We start from the raw sequence: 16,582 nt of genomic DNA, 5'->3' as shown, positions 1-16,582 counted from the left end.
CAGGAAACCGGGGGAAGGTCACATTGTCTCGGCCATCTGCTCGATAACTCCGCGCTCAAAGCCGGCGTTGTACGCGACGACGGTTCGCGCGATCTCGGTGACCCTGGCGCCCCGGTCCATTGCAGCCTTGACGATTTCATCCGGTTGCAGTTCCGGCGCCGCCGGCTCATGCACCGTCCACCAGAGTCGCTTATGACACTGTAACCCCGCCATGATCCGGGACTTCGACAAGCCTACGGGTCGCGCAGACTCGCTCATCTTCATCTTACCCGGTGTCATTCATCCAATGCATGAGCGCGCCACAGTCCTCGGCATTTATTGTCCACGGTCTGCTAAGGTGTCCATACAGGAACGCCGACATGATGGGCGAGTAGGTCAAAGTGCTTGTCGGAGTGAAAAAGACTACAGGCGTAATTGAGGGCAACCGCAGCGATAAGCTGATCTGTTGCCGGAATAGATAAGCCCATCCGTCGCAGCGCATGAGCCATTCGATAGGCCGATCTCCAGACGGACTCGGTAATCGGGAACTGATGTAGTGCTTCCAAGTCGTCACGGAGTTCCCGAAATTCTCCTTCTGTCCTCGTGCCACCTGCAAGCTCCAGGACGATCATTTCGCAGGTCGCTGCGCGACCCTCGGTAAGTAAGTCGCGGACCTGTTCCCTGACAAGGGGATTTCCTGTAGGTCGCAATGCATGGATCCAAGCCGATGTGTCGATCAGGACCCATCCGTCAGGCATCGGCCCGCAATTTGGAAAGCGCCTTTGGCGTCAGGTCAAGGGGAAGACGGCCCAGCTTGCCGATGAGCCGTTCGATCCGCTGCTGGCGAATGACCGCCTGCAAAGAGCGATGGAAGAGTTCCTTCTTGGTCTTGGCTTTGGTGAGCGCCAGCGCCTGCTTCAGGAGTTTGTCATCGATCTCCAGGGTAGTCCTCATCGCGCAGTCCTCCTTTAGGCATAAAAATACCACGATGTGTATGCCATATCAACCCGTCGATGAATTCGCTAGGAGCAATACGAGGTTCAGGATTCGCTGCGGGGTAATGGGCCATCCGTCCGGCTTGACCGGCTCGGCTCGGCCTCGGCGGTCCTGGGGATGACGCTGATCGCGCCGTTCTCCTCTAGGATCGCGAAGCGTGCCTGCGCCGGTTCGACCAGCCCGTTGCGCCGCAGTGCCGCCAGCAGCTCGTCGAGGGTGATCCGTTCGCGTCGCAGATTCTCCTGGAGGATGCGTCCGTTGTGAATCAGGAGCGTGGGCTGCGCCTCGAGCAGGCGGCGCGCGCGCTTGGACCGATACGTCACTTCGGTCACGCCGTAATTGAGCGCGAGGATGGTCACCGCCCCGATCAGTCCGCCCCCAAGCGAGACGTCGTTGCCGATCACGGCGTTCTGGACCACATTCGAGATGATGAGCAAGACGACCAGGTCGAAGGGGGTAAGCTGGCCCACTTGCCGCTTCCCGGTGAAACGGAAGACCAGCAACAGAAAGAGGTAGACGACGCCCGACCGCAGCATCTTTTCAGCGACGGAAATGTCAGGGATGAAGAGCTTCCACATGGCGCCTCCTTCAGGGGTTGCCCATGGGAGGTAGTGGATGTCTGGGGAGTGATACCCGCTTCGAGGTTACGTGCCGGTTATCGTGCCAGAACCTAGCAGGGCCTCCACCTCGCGCCTGAGCGACTCGTTTGGCGCGACGGTCAAGTCCGGCGAGGCGGCGACGGTGACCTGAGCGCCCGGCGCAACACTCAAATGGAGCCTGACCGGGGTCGGCCCCGGGAATTTCAGCAGCAGGCCTTTCAACTGCTCCAGCGTTGAGTCGGACAGGTCCGCTTCCCCTATCGTAATCTCGACCGCCGAAGACGCCTGACGGCCTTGGATATTCGCGAGGGGGCTGACCTCTGCCAAAAGGAGCTTGACCACCTCTTCGCCCACATCCGCCTGACCCTTGGCCATAACGGCCGTCCCTTTCACCAGGTGGAGCAGGTTCGCCTTGTACAGCTCGGGAAATGCCACCGCCTCCACCGTCCCCGCCATGTCTTCGAGCGTGACGAAGGCCATCCGGTCGCCGCTCTTGGTGGTAATCTCCTTGACGGCGGTCACAATGGCGCACACCGTGACCGTCTCTTTATCCTGGCAGGCCGCGAGGCGATCGGTGGCGACGGCGGCGACCCTGGCGATGACGTCCCGGTAATCGGACAGCGGGTGGCCGGTTACGTAGAAGCCCAACGTCTCCTTTTCGGCAGCCAGGCGTTGGGTGGGCGACCACTCCGGAATAGCCGGAAGGGCCTCAGCCTGTTGGGTAAGCCCACCCGTAGCCTCCAACACATCGAGCAGTGAGCCCTGGCCATAACTCCGCTCGCGTTGTGCGCCGGCGCCCGCCTCCATCGCCTTGTCCGCCACCGCCATAAGCTGGGACCTCGCTGCCCCGAGGGAATCGAAGGCCCCGCACTTGATCAGGCTCTCGACGACCCGTTTATTCACCAGCCGCAGGTCCACCCGTTCGCAGAAGTCGAAGAGGGATCGGAGGCGACCCTTATCCCGCCGTGTGGTCAGGATCGATTGGATGGCCGTCTCACCGACATTCTTAATGGCCACCAGCCCGAATCGGATCTGCTCGCCTACGACGGTGAAGCGGCTTTCCGACTCGTTGACATCTGGCGGCAGGACGGTGATCCCCATCTGCTTGCACTCGTCGATATACTTGACGATCCCGTCAGTATTCGCCATCTCCGAGGTGAGGAGGGCCGCCATGAACTCGACCGGATAGTGCGCCTTGAGATAGGCGGTCTGATAGGCGACCAGAGCGTAGGAGGTTGCGTGGGGTTTGTTGAAGGCGTACCCGGCAAAGGGGGCCATCTTATCGAAGACCTTTTGCGCTATCCGCGCCGGGACCCCCTTGGCCTTAGCGCCGTCAACGAACTTCTTCCGCTGCTGATCCATGGTTTCAGGGTCTTTCTTCCCCATCGCCTTGCGCAACACATCGGCCTCGCCCATCGAGAAGCCGGCCAGCTCAGAGGCGATCCGCATCACCTGCTCCTGGTAGACCATGATCCCGTAGGTCTCTTTCAGGATCTCTTCCATCAGCGGGTGGTCGTAGCTGATCTTGACCTTGCCGTGCTTGCGGTTGATGAAGTCGTCGATCATGACCATCGGCCCCGGTCGGTAGAGCGCCACGAGGGCGATGACGTCCTCCAGCCGTTCCGGCTTCAGGCGCCGCATCAGGTCCCGCATTCCCGACGATTCCAGTTGGAAGACTCCGAAGGTCCGCGCCTCGCCGAGCAGCTTGAAGACCGCCGGGTCATCGAGAGGGATCGCCTCAATCGGGATCTTCTGCCCGCGTCCCGACGCGATCAGCTCCAGGGTATTGGCGATAACCGTCAGGGTCCGCAGGCCCAGGAAATCGACCTTCAACAGGCCGATCTTCTCGATAGCCTTCATGGCATACTGGGTCGTCGGCTTGCTGCCGGTCTTCGGATCCTTGTAGAGTGGAACATGCTCGGTGAGCGGGTCGCCGGAGATCACGACGCCGGCCGCGTGGGTCGAGGCGTGGCGCGTCAGCCCCTCCAGGCACTTGGCTACCCGCCACAGATCCTCCACCTCGGGCCGGCTCTGCACCGCCTCGGTCAGCGGCGGGCTCTCGGCAATCGCCTCGTCCAGGCTGATGTTAAGCCGATTGGGGACCAGCTTGGCGATCTTATCCACCTCGGCATACGGCATCCCCAGGCCCCGTCCGACATCCCGGATGACTGCCTTGGCCCCCATCGTCCCGAACGTGATGATCTGGGCGACATTGTCGGCCCCATACTTCCTCGTCACATAGTCGATCACCTCGTCCCGGCGGTCGTCGCTGAAGTCGATGTCCATGTCCGGCATGCTGATCCGCTCCGGGTTTAGGAACCGTTCAAAGATCAGGCCGTACCGCAGCGGATCGATGTTGGTGATGCCGAGACAGTAGGCGACCAATGAGGCGGCCGCGGAGCCGCGCCCCGGGCCGACCGAAACCCCGCGATCCTTGGCGAACTTGATAAAGTCCCAGACCACCAGAAAGTAGCCGGCAAAGCCGGTCTTCTGAATGACATCCAACTCGTACTGGAGACGCGCTTCTGCGGCGGCATTGGCCGCCGGGAATCGGGTCTTGAGCCCCTGCCGGGCCAGATGGGCCAGATAGGATTCGAGGGTATAGCCCTCGGGGACCTGATATTTGGGGAGCCGGAGTTGCCCGAAGTGAAGCTGGAGGTTGCACCGCTCGGCTACGACAATGGTGTTCTTGACCGCCTCAGGCAGCTCGGCAAAGATCCGTCTCATCTCGTCTGCCGATTTGAAGTAGAACTGGTCGGTGGAGAAGCGCCAGCGATCCTTGTCCTGAATCGTCTTCCCGGTCTGGATGCAGAGCAGGACCTCATGGGCGCGGGCATCCTCCTTGCTGGGATAGTGCAGGTCGTTGGTGGCGACCATCGGCAGATCGAAGGACTTCGCGAGTCGCAGGACGCCCTCAGTCACCCGCTTCTGCTCCGGTATTCCGTGATCCTGAACCTCCAGGAAGTAGTTCTCGCGTCCCAGTGCCTCCAGATACCAACTGACCGTCTCCTTGGCCCGCGCCTCGTCGCCATCCAGCAATGCCTTGGCCACCTCGCAGTTGAGGCACCCCGAGAGGGCGATCAGACCGTGACAGTGTTGGGCGAACAGCTCCCGGTCGATCCGGGGCTTATAGTAGAAGCCCTCCAGATAGCCGGCCGACACCAGCTTGATCAGATTCCGGTAGCCGACCTGATCCTTGGCCAGCAGAGTAATGTGGCTGGCGCCCTCGTAGCCGCTGTCCTGATTGGACCGCTCAAACCGGCTGCCAGGGGCGATGTAGACCTCGCTGCCGATGATCGGCTTGATCCCCTCCTTCATCGCGATGCTGTAAAAGTCGATCGCCCCGAAGAGGTTGCCGTGATCGGTGACCGCCAGGGCGGGCATCTGGTACTCCTTCGCCTTGGCCACCAGCTTCTCAAGCCCGCAGGCCCCATCCAGCAGGCTGTATTGGCTGTGCACGTGCAAATGTACGAAATCAGAATGATGCATCAATGCCTCAAACAGCAGGGGTTAGGGATTAGGGGGTAGTATATCATCAGATCAGCGGCGGACCTCCAACTGAGCGAGGATCGGATCGATCGATTGCTCATCACCTGAAAGTTCGCGCCGGACAAATTCCCACTGTGCGCGTTCATGTGCGGCCAGCCCGTGGATCGATGCACTCTCTCGCCCGCAGGCCTCATCCTCTATCTGCTCGAAAAACCGGACAGCCCATCGTAGCACGATGCGCAGCACGGTGAGCGTGATACGCCATGGCAAGGCCCCGATGACGGCGCCGACAGCGCGGCCGAGCCAACGTTGAACTGCTGAGTCTCGCGGTGTGTCGCCTGCGCGGACGAGGACCGTGCGGAGTTGATCCCTGGTCTGCGCTTCGAGTTGTCGCAACGCCTCCCACTTGCGTCGCCGGTCAGGCCGCCGCGCCAGACGAGCCGCCATCGCGTACACCGCCTCTCCGAACACCTCGATGTCGTATGCTCGCTTCACACTCTGCCGCGATGCCATTGTCGCAATTCGCACTGCCATCCAACGTCCACACTCAGTCGCGTAGTCCCCGCGTCAGCCTGAAGAGGTAGTGCGGCGATCCGCATCGCGGAGGATGTGTCCAATTTGCCCCCTCAAGGCTGGCACTTTATTCTTCACGACATCCCACACAAGCTCGTAATCCACCCCGAAGTACCCGTGGATCAGTCGGTCGCGCATACCGGCCATTGCCCGCCATTCTACCTCGGGATACTGCTCGCGAAACACATCGGGCACTTTCTTGGCGGCTTCCCCAATGACCTCCGGACTTCGCGCAAATGCCCGGCGTAAGGTTTCGTCGGCGAGTAATTGCTCCTTGCTGAGTGCTACGCACTGCTCGACCAGATAGTCTGTCTCGATCAGGATATGGCGCAGGTGCTCAAGCGGCTCGAATGACATCTCTCGCCTCGGAAAGGATGTGAGTGCCGAGATGCGGACTCAGCGACTCTGTTGTCACGATCTCCACCCGACGTCCAAGCAGGCGCTCTAAGAGTTCCGAGAGATCGAGAAACCGGTCGTATGTTTTCTGCTCCGGCTCGAACTCGACCAGTACATCGACATCACTTTCGAGCGATGCCGTTTCCCGGACAAACGATCCAAAGAGCGCCAGCCGCCGAACCCCCAGCGCGCGAATCGCTCCCTCGGCTGATTTCAGCCGTTCGATAACTTCCTGCCGATCTCGCACCATCTCATTCATCGGTAACCCTGCCCCATGTCCGTAATAGCTTGACCGAAGGCCTGCCGCGAACACGAGCATAACAACGCCGATCTGCTGTCACAACAGGACAGTCGAACGCCTCAGCGAACACAATGAAGTACGCGTCGTAGACTGTGATCCCTGCAGCCTTGGCGAGTTGTGCTGCTTCCTTTCCGAGCGGATAGGAGAATGGCCGGATGTCCAAGTCCATTGTCTCCAAAGAATCAAGGGCACTGGCTACTTCTTCGGCCCCAAGCTGGGGCTGATAGCGCAAGACGTTGGCAAGCTCGTAGAAGATGAGGTCGGGTACGATGAGATCGAGTTCTGCGTCAACAATCCTATGCCGGATTTCCAACGCAGCGTCGAGATCGTCTTCCGGGGGATGTATAAACCATTTGGCGATTACGGAGGTATCGAGGACCAAGTCCATCAGCGATTCGCGGCTCGCATCTTCCTGATAAAGCCGACTGCGTCCCAGGGTTTCGTTTTGCTTCTAATTTCATCCTGGATCTTCATTGCCTTTTCCACCGCGCGCCGCCGTCGCTCTTTAACCTCCTCCTGAGTAAAATACTCCTCCATGGCATGGCGGAAAAACTGACTCCGGTTTCGACCCTCCTTGAAAGCCGCTCTGTCGATAACCTTTAGAAGCTTTTCATCTATTGAGATGTTTATGCGGGTCATGCGCGCCTCCCTCTATGACTACACATAAACTAACTGATCGTGTGTAGTCCGTCAAGGAAGAAAGCTCGCTGGTTCATTCCCACTCGATGGTGCTGGGGGGCTTGGAGGAGATGTCATAGACAACGCGGTTCACGCCTTTGACCTCGCTCACGATCCGGCTGCTGATTGCCTGGAGCAGATCATGCGGCAGGCGCGCCCAGTCGGCCGTCATGCCGTCGAGGCTGGTGACGGCTCGGATAGCGATGACATGCTCATAGGTCCGCTCGTCGCCCATAACCCCGACCGTCTTGATCGGCAGTAGCACGGCGAATGCCTGCCACAGTTCGCGATCCAGCTTCGCCTTCACGACTTCAGATTCAACGATCGCGTCGGCCTCTCGCAGCAGGTCCAGCCGCGCCTGCGTCACCTCGCCGATGATCCGGACGGCCAGACCCGGCCCCGGGAACGGCTGACGCCAGAGGATGGTATCCGGCAGGCCGAGTTCCTTTCCCAGCTCTCGGACCTCATCCTTGAACAGCTCCCGCAGCGGCTCGATCAGCTCGAAATCGAACTGCTCCGGCAGCCCACCCACGTTGTGATGGGATTTGATGGTAACCGACGGTCCCTGAACCGAGACGCTCTCGATCACATCGGGGTAGAGTGTTCCCTGAGCGAGGAACTCGAACCGCCCCAGCCGTCGCGCTTCCTCTTCAAAGACGGCGATGAACTCCGCGCCGATGATCTTCCGTTTCTCCTCAGGATCGATGATCCCTTTGAGCCGGGTCAGGAACCGCTCCCGCGCATCGACTGAGACCAGGTGAACGCCCAGGTGCTCGCCCATGGCCTGTTCGACCTGGACGGCTTCGCCTTTCCGAAGCAGACCGTTGTCAACAAAGACACAGGTGAGTTTCGGACCGATGGCCTGGTGGACCAGCAGGGCAGCGACCGACGAATCGACCCCGCCGCTCAGGCCGCAGAGGACATGGCGATCACCCACTCGACGCTGAATCCGCTCGATGGCCATCTCGGCGAAGGAGTGCATCTGCCAATCCGGCGTGCAGCCGCAGACCCTGAATAGAAAATTTCCCAGGATCGCCTTCCCGTTGTCGGTATGGGCGACTTCGGGATGAAACTGGACGGCGAAGAGCGGCTGTGTGCGGTGGCGGATCGCGGCGAACGACGCATTGGCTGTGTGGGCGAGGCGTCGGAATGTGTCGGGGATCGCCTCGAGCTTATCGCCATGGCTCATCCAGACGGTTAGCCCGCTACTCAGGCCGGCAAAGAGATCGGTCGTATCGTCAATCAGGAGCGTAGCCCGACCATATTCCCGGGAAGCCGCTCGGGTCGTGACGGCGCCGTGATAGTGGCCGAGAACCCCCATCCCGTAGCAGATCCCCAGGACCGGCACGCCCTGTTCGATGACGTCGCGATGGCAGAGGGGAGCATCCGGTTGATAGACGCTGGCCGGACTACCGGAGAGGATAATTCCTTTGGGGTTGAAAGCCTTGATATCGTCCAGCGACAGGTGAAACGGACGGATTTCGCAGTAGACGCCCAGTTCACGGATGCGACGCGCGATCAACTGGGTGTACTGTGAACCGAAATCGAGGATGAGGATTTTATCCATAACGAGGCCATCGATGTGTAGGGGCGGGATTTATCCCGCCCAAAGAGGGCGCAGTAAACTGCGCCCCTACATCGGCAACGGCTGAGAGCTGCTTAATCCAGCCGGTAGTTGGGCGCCTCTTTTGTGATAATAACGTCATGCACGTGGCTTTCGCGGAGCCCGGCGGAGGTGATCCGAATAAAGCGCCCGTTCTGGCGAAGCTCCTCAATGGTGTAACAGCCGCAATAGCCCATCCCGGCCCGCAGCCCGCCGACCAGTTGATACATGCTGCCGGCGAGTGTCCCTTTGTAAGGAACGCGCCCCTCAATCCCCTCCGGAACCAGCTTATGCTCCTCCGTCTCAGCCTCCTGGTGGTATCGGTCTCTGCCGCCTCGTTGCATGGCGCCCAGCGAACCCATACCTCGATAGACCTTATAGGTCCGGCCCTGGAAGATGATCGTCTCGCCAGGGCTTTCCTCGGTTCCCGCCAGCAGACTCCCGAGCATTACGGCATGCGCCCCGGCCGCGATTGCCTTGGTCATGTCACCAGAGAACTTAATGCCGCCGTCGGCGACAATCGGAACGCCATGTCGATCGGCAACCTTTGCGCAGTCCGCGATTGCCGTGATCTGCGGGACCCCAGCGCCCGCGACCACCCGGGTCGTACAGATAGAGCCGGGGCCGATCCCAACCTTCAGCCCGTCGGCCCCCGCCCTGATCAGATCCTCGGCCCCTTCAGCCGTTGCGATGTTGCCGGCAATGACCTCAGTGTCGGGATACCGCCGTTTGATCGTCGTGACCGTATCGATGACCCCGCTACTGTGGCCATGGGCGGTGTCCACTACCAGGACATCGACGCCCACCTTGACCAGCGCGTCTACCCGATCCGAGGTGTCTTCGCCCACGCCGACGGCCGCGCCCACCCGCAGTCGTCCCAGCTCATCCTTGCAGGCATTCGGGTACTTAATCGTCTTTTCAATATCCTTAATAGTGATCAGACCGCGGAGATTGAATGCATCATCGACCACCAGCAGCTTCTCGATCCGGTTCCGGTGCAGGATCTCCTTGGCCTCTTCCAGACTGGTGCCGACCGGCGCTGTGATAAGCCGATCTTTGGTCATCACCTGGGCAATCTTCAAATCAAGCTTGGTCTCAAAGCGGATATCGCGGTTGGTCAGGATACCGACCAATTTGCCGTGCTGTGTCACCGGGACGCCTGAAATCCGATAGTGTTGCATCAACTCCAGGGCGTCGGAGAGCTTCTGATCCGGCGAGATGGTGATCGGGTCCACGATCATTCCGCTTTCGGACTTCTTGACCTTATCCACCTCGAGGGCCTGGCGATCCGGCGGGAGCGCCCGGTGGATCATGCCGATCCCACCCTCTCGGGCCAACGCAATGGCCATCCTGGCCTCGGTCACCGTATCCATCGCAGCACTGACGACTGGAATATTAATCGTAAGGCGCCTGGTCAGACGGGTCCGTACGTCAACGTCTCGCGGGAGGACCTCGGACTTAGCCGGGATCAGGAGCACGTCGTCGAATGTCAGCCCTTCTGGGATCGTGCGATCAACCATTGTGCACCTCGAATCATCAGTGATTAGCCGTCAGCGTTTAGCTGTTAGCTGACCGCTGAAAGCTGATGTTACATATGCATTGCGATCTTGACCTCTGACAGGGTCTCGCCTGCTATCTTCTTGGCCTTGGCCCAGCCATCCTCCAGGACCTCCTGGACGATCTCCTGGCGGGTTGCCAGCTCCTGCCGTCGCTCGTAGATGGGCTGCAGCGCAGGAAGCATATGCTGCAGCAAAACGCCCTTACAGTCCAGGCACCCGATCCCCGCCGTCCGACAGCCGGGATCGATGACGGTGTCCCGCTCGACCTTGGGCGTAAAGATCTTGTGTAGGTCGAAGACCGGACAGACGTCAGGATTGCCCGGATCGCGCCGGCGTACCCGGGCCGGGTCGGTCACCATCGGCTTGATCTTCGCTGTTACCTGCTCCGGCGAGTCGCTCAGATAGATGGCGTTGCCGTAGCTTTTGCTCATCTTGCGCCCATCGGTACCGGGGACCTTCGGGAATTCGGTCAGGAGCGGCTGTGGTTCAACGAACACCTCCCCGTACAGCGCATTGAAGCGCCGCGCGATCTCCCTGGCCAATTCCAAGTGCGGCACCTGATCGATCCCAACCGGTACATAATTGGCCTTGTAGATCAGGATATCCGAGGCCATCAGAACGGGGTACCCTAGAAACCCAAGGGTACTCAGGTCTTTCGTGGTCAGCTCCTGCCGCTGCTCCTTGTAGGTCGGATTTCGCTCCAGCCATGGGACCGGCGTGATCATTGACAGCAACAGGTACAACTCGGCATGTTCATGAAGTCGGGACTGCAGAAAGAGGGTTGCCTTCGAGGGATCGATCCCGGCCGCCAACATATCCAGGACCATCTCGCGGATGTTGTTCCGGATACCTTTCGTATCCGCGTACTCGGTTGTCAGCGCGTGCCAATCGGCTACAAAGAAGAAGCACTCATACGTCTCCTGCAAGCGGCGCCAATTGTCCAGGGCCCCGAACAGGTGACCAAGGTGAAGGCGCCCGGTCGGCCTCATCCCGCTCAAGACTCGATCCTTCGGCATGGACTATCGTGGTCCTCCTGTAGTTACGCGCCAAGCAAGAGACCGGCCACCAACGCGATGGGCGGCCAGATAAGACGATCAACCGCCCCGCTGAAGATCAACACTATAAGAATCACAAAGCCGTACCGTTCCAGCCTGCCGTACGATGCAGCCTGGCGCGGCGGCAAGAGGCCGGCCATGACGCGACCGCCGTCAAGCGGTAATACGGGAATCAGGTTGAACACCGCCAGCGCGACGTTGATAAGAACGCTCTTGTACAGCATGAGGGACACCGGCGTCAACCACAGGAACCATGCGCCCTCATCCGCTCGCTCTGGGCTACCGAACAGCCGAAGCAACCAGGCGCACACGAAGGCCAGGATGAGATTTGCGCCAGGTCCTGCGGCCGCCACCAAGACCATATCACGCCTTGGATGTCGAAGGGCGTCGAAATTCACCGGAACCGGCTTGGCCCAACCGACAGGCGTGAAGATCAAGGCCAGGGTTCCCACCGGATCGAGGTGGGCGAGGGGATTCCAGGTGAGGCGGCCCAGCCACCGCGCGGTCGGATCGCCCCGCTTATCGGCCACCCACCCGTGCGCATACTCGTGACACGTCAAGGCTGCCAGGATGGCCGGCAGCCTCACGCTTAAATCCAGAATGAACTGCGTCAGATCGGCCATCCGTCCTCACCACGTATTCCGCTTACCATGCGTCTTACTGAAGTTACCGTAACAGAGGGACACACCCTTGTCAATGCCGAAGGGGTCTCCTCGTCTCCTTTGGCAGCGGTGCGATACGGGGTGTGGAATGGGGCTATGTCGTCCGTCTCCGAAGGTATGCCTCGGTAGCCTTCAGCAGGGATTCGTAGCTTTGCCATCCGCTGTCGAGGAATTCCCGGATACGCTGCCAACGGATATCGAGGTATTCGTGAGCAAGGATATTCCGCAACCGCGCCCATTCGGCAAGGTCTTCCGCGACGGGTTCGTCGAGGAATCCGCTGATGGCCGGAAGTTGGAGGAAGTACTCTTTATACGTAGGAGGGATGGGACGCCCCTCGCTTACAAGGAGAATCTTGGCAATGTCGAGCGCCGCGTTCACGATGTTTTCGATGCAGCGTTCAAGGTTGCGTCGCCGATCACGATCCGACTGATAATTGCCGTACCGCATGTCGGCGAAGGCCCGAAGGTCGGCAAGCTCGGTTTCCAGGAACACGAGGATCCTGGCAAGTCGTTCCTGTCCTTCCTTACCGAGCGGCACGTGCTCTATCCCTTAATTTCCAGAAGTCCAGGTTGAACTCGGCCAGGCTTTCGGCCTCTTCAGACACCTCAAGGAGATAGTCGAGGAAAAACCCTCGATCCCGGATTAACAGGGGAGTGCCTCTGATAGCGCTCCAGCCGATCAACGCCGGAGCGCGGTTCAGCACCACAAGGTCTACTTCACGACCCACGAGGCGCTCGACGTCGGTCCAAAGGGTTCCCTCCGCGCTTTCGTCCTCCAGGTATACCGCCACATCCAGATCCGACTCGGTGGAGGCAACGCCTCGCTCTACTGAGCCGAAGAGGAAGGCCATCCGAACATCAGGACGGTTGGCGAAGTAGAGGGCCAGAATCTGTCGGATCTGTTCGCGATCCAGCGGGTCATCTCCCATGATACCCGTAACCTACTCAATGTGCCCGCACATGTCAATCTCCGTTATCACCCGTTACGCTCGAAGGTGCATCTCGCCGAAGCGCTGAAGGACGAAGGCCACCTCATCCTCCCTGGTGTGGAGCCGTCCGTCCAGTTTGGCCGCACGCAGACCGGCCAGGATCTGTCGGTAGATGGGACCAGGCTTCAGCCCCAGCCGGTGCAGGTCGTGGCCTTTGAGCAGCGGTACGATTTGCCATGACGTTGTGAGGTACCGGGACACCGCCTCCTGCGCCGGTCCGTTCGGGACAGCGGCCAACAGGACGATCTTGGCTTCCGGCGAGAGTGGATCGAGTAGTCGGGCGATACGACTCTGGCGGAGATCGACGGCGCGCATCAGCGTGCGTGCGGTGATTCGATACCCCTTATGATCGCCTCGCAACTTGTCGGCAATTCGATGGGGCGGGGCAAGCCTGTGGAGAACCGTAACGACCGTCTTGGGATGCAGAAAAGAGAGGATGACGAGGAGGAACGCCTCACTCGCATCGACCTTCTTCACGAACGGCATTGACGGCTCTTGCGAGAGCATCGCCTGCACACGCTCGCACAGACCGAAGGCGGCCGCCGGGAGGACGAGCGTCGGATGAATGGCCGTCAATACGCCGAGATTTCTGAGTCGCCAGATAATGCGTGGCGCTGATGGTTCATGCGCGATCAGGTGAAGTTCTCTGAAGATTCTGGGACCGCTCAGATGCTCGATTGCACTTGCCTTGACTGCGGCCTTCATCAGTTGCAGGGTGCTCCGAGCAATCATAAACCGATATCGGCCCTCAAATCGAGCGGTCCTGAAGAGCCGGGTGGGGTCGTCGAAAAAGCTCTGCTCGTGCAAGGCCCTGATCCGCCCGTACTCCAGGTCCCGAAGCCCCCCAATCGGATCGATCAGTGGCCCAAATTGATGACGGTCGATACGGGCCGCCATAGCGTTGATGCTGAAGTCTCGTCGAAACAGATCGGCAAGGAGAGGGGCGGGTTGAACCTCCGGCAGCGCGGCGATGTGCGGGTATCGCTCCGTTCTGGCGGTGGCGAGATCCAGTCTTCTGCCATCCGACAGTCGCAGATGGGCGGTTCCGAACCTGTGGTGAGGTGCAACCACCGCCTTCAGGGAGTGCGCCAGACGCCCGGCGACCGCGATGGCATCGCCCTCAACCACCAGATCGATATCGACGTTCCCGTGACCGAGAAGCAGATCGCGCACATAGCCGCCAACCGCATAGATCGGCGCAGGGGCGGCAGCCCGCCGTGCCGCCTCGAGCGCCATCCGGCTGAGCGGGTCCAGTTCTCGGAACTGCGGAAGTTGCATCTTCAAAACCGGGGTACGGGGGTTAGGGGTTGGGGGTTAGGTAAGGTCTCAGTTTTTCCTCCAATCCCCAATCCCTATCCCCTGACCCCTGCATTTATGCCCTTGGATGATAGCGGTTGTAGACCGCCTTCAGATGCGTCCGGGAGACGTGCGTATAGATCTGTGTCGTGGAAATATCGGCATGACCCAACATCACCTGGACCGCCCGCAGGTCGGCGCCGTGCTCGAGCAGATGGGTGGCAAACGAATGGCGGAGTGTATGTGGGCTCACTCGCCGCTCGATCCCCGCTGATACGGCGTACGCGCGGAGGAGCTTCCAAAACCCCTGGCGTGTCAACGGGTATCCGGAGCGGTTCAAAAACAGTGTAGAATCCGACCGTCCCTTTTGAAGTCGTAACCGCGAGGTGTCGAGATACCGGCGAACGGCCGCCTGGGCAGCGCGCCCCAGCGGGATAACGCGGTCCTTTCCCCCCTTACCCTGGCAACGCACATAGCCCACCTCCAGGTCTACATCGGACAATCGGAGGGTCACCATCTCCGATACGCGCAGGCCGGCCGCATACAGTAGTTCCAGCATCGCCTTGTCGCGCAGACCCAACACCGTACTGGTGGGCGGCACAGCCAGCAGCCGCTCCACCTCCTCTTGACTCAGTACCCCAGGCAGCCGAAACCATGGACTCGACGACTCGATATGTGCGGTGGGATCCTCTTGCACACGACCCTGCAGCAGCAGATACCGGTACAGACCGCGCAGCGATGAGGTGTGACGTGAGATGGTTCGGGGCGATAATCCCTCTTCTCGGAGCCTCAGGAGCACACACGCCACCCGCACGCGGCTGACCTCGTGAAATGAATCGGCTCCGGCCTGCTTGAGATAGCCGACGATCCGGCGCAGATCCCGTCCATATGCCGCCAGGCTGTTCTCTGCCAGTCCCCGCTCGACCGCGAGATGCCTTAGGTACTCTTCGATGAGGGTGTCCATTGAAGATCAGGGTATAGGGTGTAGGGTGTAGGGTGTAGCAGTTGCTCGTAGGCTTCAACGAGCCGAATCGCCGAGGCTTCGGCCATCATCTGCATCGTCTATATCCGGTCCTGTTCGGTCATCGCCAGACAAGTTCGAAGTACCACTCGATCATACGATCACCGACAAACAGCGCAACGGTCGCCCCGAGCGCCAAAAACGGCCCGAATGGGATCTGGTCTTTGCGCGACAGGATGCGCGACGCGATCAGCGCCACCGAAAGAAACGCGCCGGCGAAGACCGCAACGCCAAACGCGACGAGCATGAGGCGCCAACCCAGGAAGGCCCCGATCATACTGACGAGGTTGACATCGCCGCCGCCCATACTCTCCCGCTTGAAGGCCACCTCTGCATAGACCGCAATGAGATAGACCAGTCCGGCGCCGATCAGTGCTCCTGTGACGGCGTCACGCGGCGGCGGATCGAAGGTCAGAAGGCTGGCGACAAGTCCGATCGGGATGGCGGTGAGACTCAGAGAATGGGGAATGATCTTGTGGTTCAGATCGATGAATGTGATAGCCACCAGCACCGAGAGGAAAAGCAGAAGGAATGCGGTCCGGAGCGTGACGCCGAACTGTAAGACCGTCAGGATGTACAGGGCAGCGGTCAGTCCTTCGACAAGCGGATACCGCCAACCGATTGGGGTCTTGCACCGGCGACATCGACCGCCGAGCCACACAAAGCTGACCAGCGGGATATTATCGTACCAGGCGATCGGTCCGTTGCACTGAGGACAATGTGACCCGGGAAAGGCGAGGCTTTCGTCGCGAGGGATCCGCCAGATACAGACATTCAAGAAACTGCCGACCGCGAGCCCGAGAGGGACGCTCGCGATTGCCGACACACCTTCTAACGACATGAAGGAGAACGGTAGGCGAGGACTTTTTCTAGAGCCTGCTTCACGACGGATGCTCTTTGGCGGATCGTCGGCAGAGACTTCTTAGACCCCTCCAGGGCCTTTTTCACTTCCCTGGTGAGTGTCGGCTTCAGTTCGAGGCGCGCAACTGTGTTCTTATGAAAGTTCAGTATCCGAAAGCCCGTAGGCAGATTCGTAAACACGCCCAGCTCAAGAAGCAACACGTCATCCAGCTCAAGACAATAGGAGGGTTCACCTGTCTTGAAGGTGACATAGTACGTATCGTTCTCCTGATCGTAGGTCTCCGCGAAGTCGATATTCATACTAACCTTAGTTTAGGGTCGTACCACTGTTATTAATCAGAGCATACAATAGCTTACATCCCCCCCTTTATAAAGGGGGGGGCGAGGGGGGATTTGAGCGATCACGAAATCCCCCTCAATCCCCCTTTCCAAAGGGGGAGGTTGCTTGAGATGAGGTGCAAGAGCGCAATCTATTAAGTGCTCCCCTTGATAATTCAAGCGCAGTTAACATATAAGAGGCGGATG

20 protein-coding genes are annotated in these 16,582 nt (G+C 59.8%); all 20 read right to left on the bottom strand.

Features of this window, described 5'->3' with window-relative positions:
• Positions 1-18: 18 nt before the first annotated feature.
• The 20 genes from C3F12_14090 to C3F12_13995 all read right to left on the bottom strand — a co-directional run bounded on the left by C3F12_14090 (position 19) and on the right by C3F12_13995 (position 16,357).
• On the bottom strand, positions 19-264 hold the full coding sequence (locus tag C3F12_14090; GenBank protein ID PWB43025.1) for a hypothetical protein: 246 nt from the start codon (positions 262-264) through the stop codon (positions 19-21).
• 68 nt (positions 265-332) lie between these two features.
• The gene (locus tag C3F12_14085) at positions 333-737 is read right to left on the bottom strand and encodes a PIN domain nuclease (protein ID PWB43024.1); all 405 of its coding nucleotides are present in this window, start codon (positions 735-737) and stop codon (positions 333-335) included.
• On the bottom strand, positions 730-933 hold the full coding sequence (locus C3F12_14080; protein PWB43023.1) for a DUF2191 domain-containing protein: 204 nt from the start codon (positions 931-933) through the stop codon (positions 730-732). Before C3F12_14080 ends, C3F12_14085 begins: the two co-directional genes overlap by 8 nt.
• An 86-nt stretch (positions 934-1,019) precedes the next feature.
• Positions 1,020-1,553 carry a DUF421 domain-containing protein gene (locus C3F12_14075; protein ID PWB43022.1) on the bottom strand — a complete coding sequence of 178 codons (534 nt, stop codon included), beginning with the start codon at positions 1,551-1,553 and terminating at the stop codon, positions 1,020-1,022.
• A gap of 66 nt (positions 1,554-1,619) precedes the next feature.
• A complete protein-coding gene (locus C3F12_14070; GenBank protein ID PWB43021.1) occupies positions 1,620-5,063 on the bottom strand; it encodes a DNA polymerase III subunit alpha in 3,444 nt (1,147 codons plus the stop codon).
• Positions 5,064-5,114: 51 nt separating this feature from the next.
• Complete coding sequence (locus tag C3F12_14065; protein PWB43020.1) at positions 5,115-5,576, bottom strand: hypothetical protein; 462 nt, start codon at positions 5,574-5,576, stop codon at positions 5,115-5,117.
• Positions 5,577-5,630: 54 nt separating this feature from the next.
• Entirely contained in the window at positions 5,631-5,993 is a 363-nt protein-coding gene (locus C3F12_14060; GenBank protein ID PWB43019.1) for a hypothetical protein, read from the bottom strand.
• A complete protein-coding gene (locus C3F12_14055) occupies positions 5,974-6,291 on the bottom strand; it encodes a nucleotidyltransferase (protein PWB43018.1) in 318 nt (105 codons plus the stop codon). Before C3F12_14055 ends, C3F12_14060 begins: the two co-directional genes overlap by 20 nt.
• Positions 6,284-6,721: a hypothetical protein gene (locus tag C3F12_14050; protein ID PWB43017.1), complete on the bottom strand. Its 438-nt coding sequence runs from the start codon at positions 6,719-6,721 to the stop codon at positions 6,284-6,286. The genes C3F12_14055 and C3F12_14050 overlap by 8 nt, the downstream gene beginning before the upstream one ends.
• Positions 6,721-6,972 (bottom strand): hypothetical protein, encoded by a 252-nt coding sequence (locus C3F12_14045; GenBank protein ID PWB43016.1) that lies wholly within the window; start codon positions 6,970-6,972, stop codon positions 6,721-6,723. Before C3F12_14045 ends, C3F12_14050 begins: the two co-directional genes overlap by 1 nt.
• 73 nt (positions 6,973-7,045) lie before the next feature.
• Positions 7,046-8,578, bottom strand: a complete 1,533-nt coding sequence (locus C3F12_14040; protein ID PWB43015.1) for a GMP synthase (glutamine-hydrolyzing) — start codon at positions 8,576-8,578, stop codon at positions 7,046-7,048.
• Between the two features lie 92 nt (positions 8,579-8,670).
• Positions 8,671-10,134 (bottom strand): IMP dehydrogenase, encoded by a 1,464-nt coding sequence (locus C3F12_14035; GenBank protein ID PWB43014.1) that lies wholly within the window; start codon positions 10,132-10,134, stop codon positions 8,671-8,673.
• 68 nt (positions 10,135-10,202) lie between these two features.
• On the bottom strand, positions 10,203-11,189 hold the full coding sequence (gene trpS / locus C3F12_14030; protein ID PWB43013.1) for a tryptophan--tRNA ligase: 987 nt from the start codon (positions 11,187-11,189) through the stop codon (positions 10,203-10,205).
• A 23-nt stretch (positions 11,190-11,212) separates the two neighbouring features.
• A complete protein-coding gene (locus C3F12_14025; GenBank protein ID PWB43012.1) occupies positions 11,213-11,851 on the bottom strand; it encodes a site-2 protease family protein in 639 nt (212 codons plus the stop codon).
• A gap of 133 nt (positions 11,852-11,984) precedes the next feature.
• Positions 11,985-12,428 (bottom strand): hypothetical protein, encoded by a 444-nt coding sequence (locus tag C3F12_14020; protein PWB43011.1) that lies wholly within the window; start codon positions 12,426-12,428, stop codon positions 11,985-11,987.
• Entirely contained in the window at positions 12,415-12,819 is a 405-nt protein-coding gene (locus tag C3F12_14015; GenBank protein PWB43010.1) for a nucleotidyltransferase domain-containing protein, read from the bottom strand. The genes C3F12_14020 and C3F12_14015 overlap by 14 nt, the downstream gene beginning before the upstream one ends.
• Positions 12,820-12,873: 54 nt before the next feature.
• Positions 12,874-14,157 carry a hypothetical protein gene (locus C3F12_14010; protein PWB43009.1) on the bottom strand — a complete coding sequence of 428 codons (1,284 nt, stop codon included), beginning with the start codon at positions 14,155-14,157 and terminating at the stop codon, positions 12,874-12,876.
• Positions 14,158-14,251: 94 nt separating this feature from the next.
• Positions 14,252-15,139 (bottom strand): site-specific tyrosine recombinase XerD, encoded by an 888-nt coding sequence (gene xerD / locus C3F12_14005; protein PWB43008.1) that lies wholly within the window; start codon positions 15,137-15,139, stop codon positions 14,252-14,254.
• A gap of 118 nt (positions 15,140-15,257) precedes the next feature.
• Positions 15,258-16,037, bottom strand: coding sequence for a prepilin peptidase (locus C3F12_14000; protein PWB43007.1), 780 nt, complete (start codon positions 16,035-16,037; stop codon positions 15,258-15,260).
• Entirely contained in the window at positions 16,028-16,357 is a 330-nt protein-coding gene (locus C3F12_13995) for a hypothetical protein (GenBank protein PWB43006.1), read from the bottom strand. Before C3F12_13995 ends, C3F12_14000 begins: the two co-directional genes overlap by 10 nt.
• Between the last annotated feature and the right edge of the window lie 225 nt (positions 16,358-16,582).

The organism is Candidatus Methylomirabilota bacterium (assembly GCA_003104975.1).
Taxonomy (GTDB): Bacteria; Methylomirabilota; Methylomirabilia; order Methylomirabilales; family Methylomirabilaceae; genus Methylomirabilis.
This window is presented reverse-complemented; position numbering and strand designations above follow the sequence as displayed.

Excerpts from the sequence above, each read along its gene's own strand:
- C3F12_14090 (PWB43025.1), bottom strand. The coding sequence starts at position 264 with ATGAAGATGAGCGAGTCTGCGCGACCCGTAGGCTTGTCGAAGTCCCGG.
- C3F12_14085 (PWB43024.1), bottom strand. The coding sequence starts at position 737 with ATGCCTGACGGATGGGTCCTGATCGACACATCGGCTTGGATCCATGCA.
- C3F12_14080 (PWB43023.1), bottom strand. The coding sequence starts at position 933 with ATGAGGACTACCCTGGAGATCGATGACAAACTCCTGAAGCAGGCGCTG.
- C3F12_14075 (PWB43022.1), bottom strand. The coding sequence starts at position 1,553 with ATGTGGAAGCTCTTCATCCCTGACATTTCCGTCGCTGAAAAGATGCTG.
- C3F12_14070 (PWB43021.1), bottom strand. The coding sequence starts at position 5,063 with ATGCATCATTCTGATTTCGTACATTTGCACGTGCACAGCCAATACAGC.
- C3F12_14065 (PWB43020.1), bottom strand. The coding sequence starts at position 5,576 with ATGGCATCGCGGCAGAGTGTGAAGCGAGCATACGACATCGAGGTGTTC.
- C3F12_14060 (PWB43019.1), bottom strand. The coding sequence starts at position 5,993 with ATGTCATTCGAGCCGCTTGAGCACCTGCGCCATATCCTGATCGAGACA.
- C3F12_14055 (PWB43018.1), bottom strand. The coding sequence starts at position 6,291 with ATGAATGAGATGGTGCGAGATCGGCAGGAAGTTATCGAACGGCTGAAA.
- C3F12_14050 (PWB43017.1), bottom strand. The coding sequence starts at position 6,721 with ATGGACTTGGTCCTCGATACCTCCGTAATCGCCAAATGGTTTATACAT.
- C3F12_14045 (PWB43016.1), bottom strand. The coding sequence starts at position 6,972 with ATGACCCGCATAAACATCTCAATAGATGAAAAGCTTCTAAAGGTTATC.
- C3F12_14040 (PWB43015.1), bottom strand. The coding sequence starts at position 8,578 with ATGGATAAAATCCTCATCCTCGATTTCGGTTCACAGTACACCCAGTTG.
- C3F12_14035 (PWB43014.1), bottom strand. The coding sequence starts at position 10,134 with ATGGTTGATCGCACGATCCCAGAAGGGCTGACATTCGACGACGTGCTC.
- trpS (PWB43013.1), bottom strand. The coding sequence starts at position 11,189 with ATGCCGAAGGATCGAGTCTTGAGCGGGATGAGGCCGACCGGGCGCCTT.
- C3F12_14025 (PWB43012.1), bottom strand. The coding sequence starts at position 11,851 with ATGGCCGATCTGACGCAGTTCATTCTGGATTTAAGCGTGAGGCTGCCG.
- C3F12_14015 (PWB43010.1), bottom strand. The coding sequence starts at position 12,819 with ATGGGAGATGACCCGCTGGATCGCGAACAGATCCGACAGATTCTGGCC.
- C3F12_14010 (PWB43009.1), bottom strand. The coding sequence starts at position 14,157 with ATGCAACTTCCGCAGTTCCGAGAACTGGACCCGCTCAGCCGGATGGCG.
- xerD (PWB43008.1), bottom strand. The coding sequence starts at position 15,139 with ATGGACACCCTCATCGAAGAGTACCTAAGGCATCTCGCGGTCGAGCGG.
- C3F12_14000 (PWB43007.1), bottom strand. The coding sequence starts at position 16,037 with ATGTCGTTAGAAGGTGTGTCGGCAATCGCGAGCGTCCCTCTCGGGCTC.
- C3F12_13995 (PWB43006.1), bottom strand. The coding sequence starts at position 16,357 with ATGAATATCGACTTCGCGGAGACCTACGATCAGGAGAACGATACGTAC.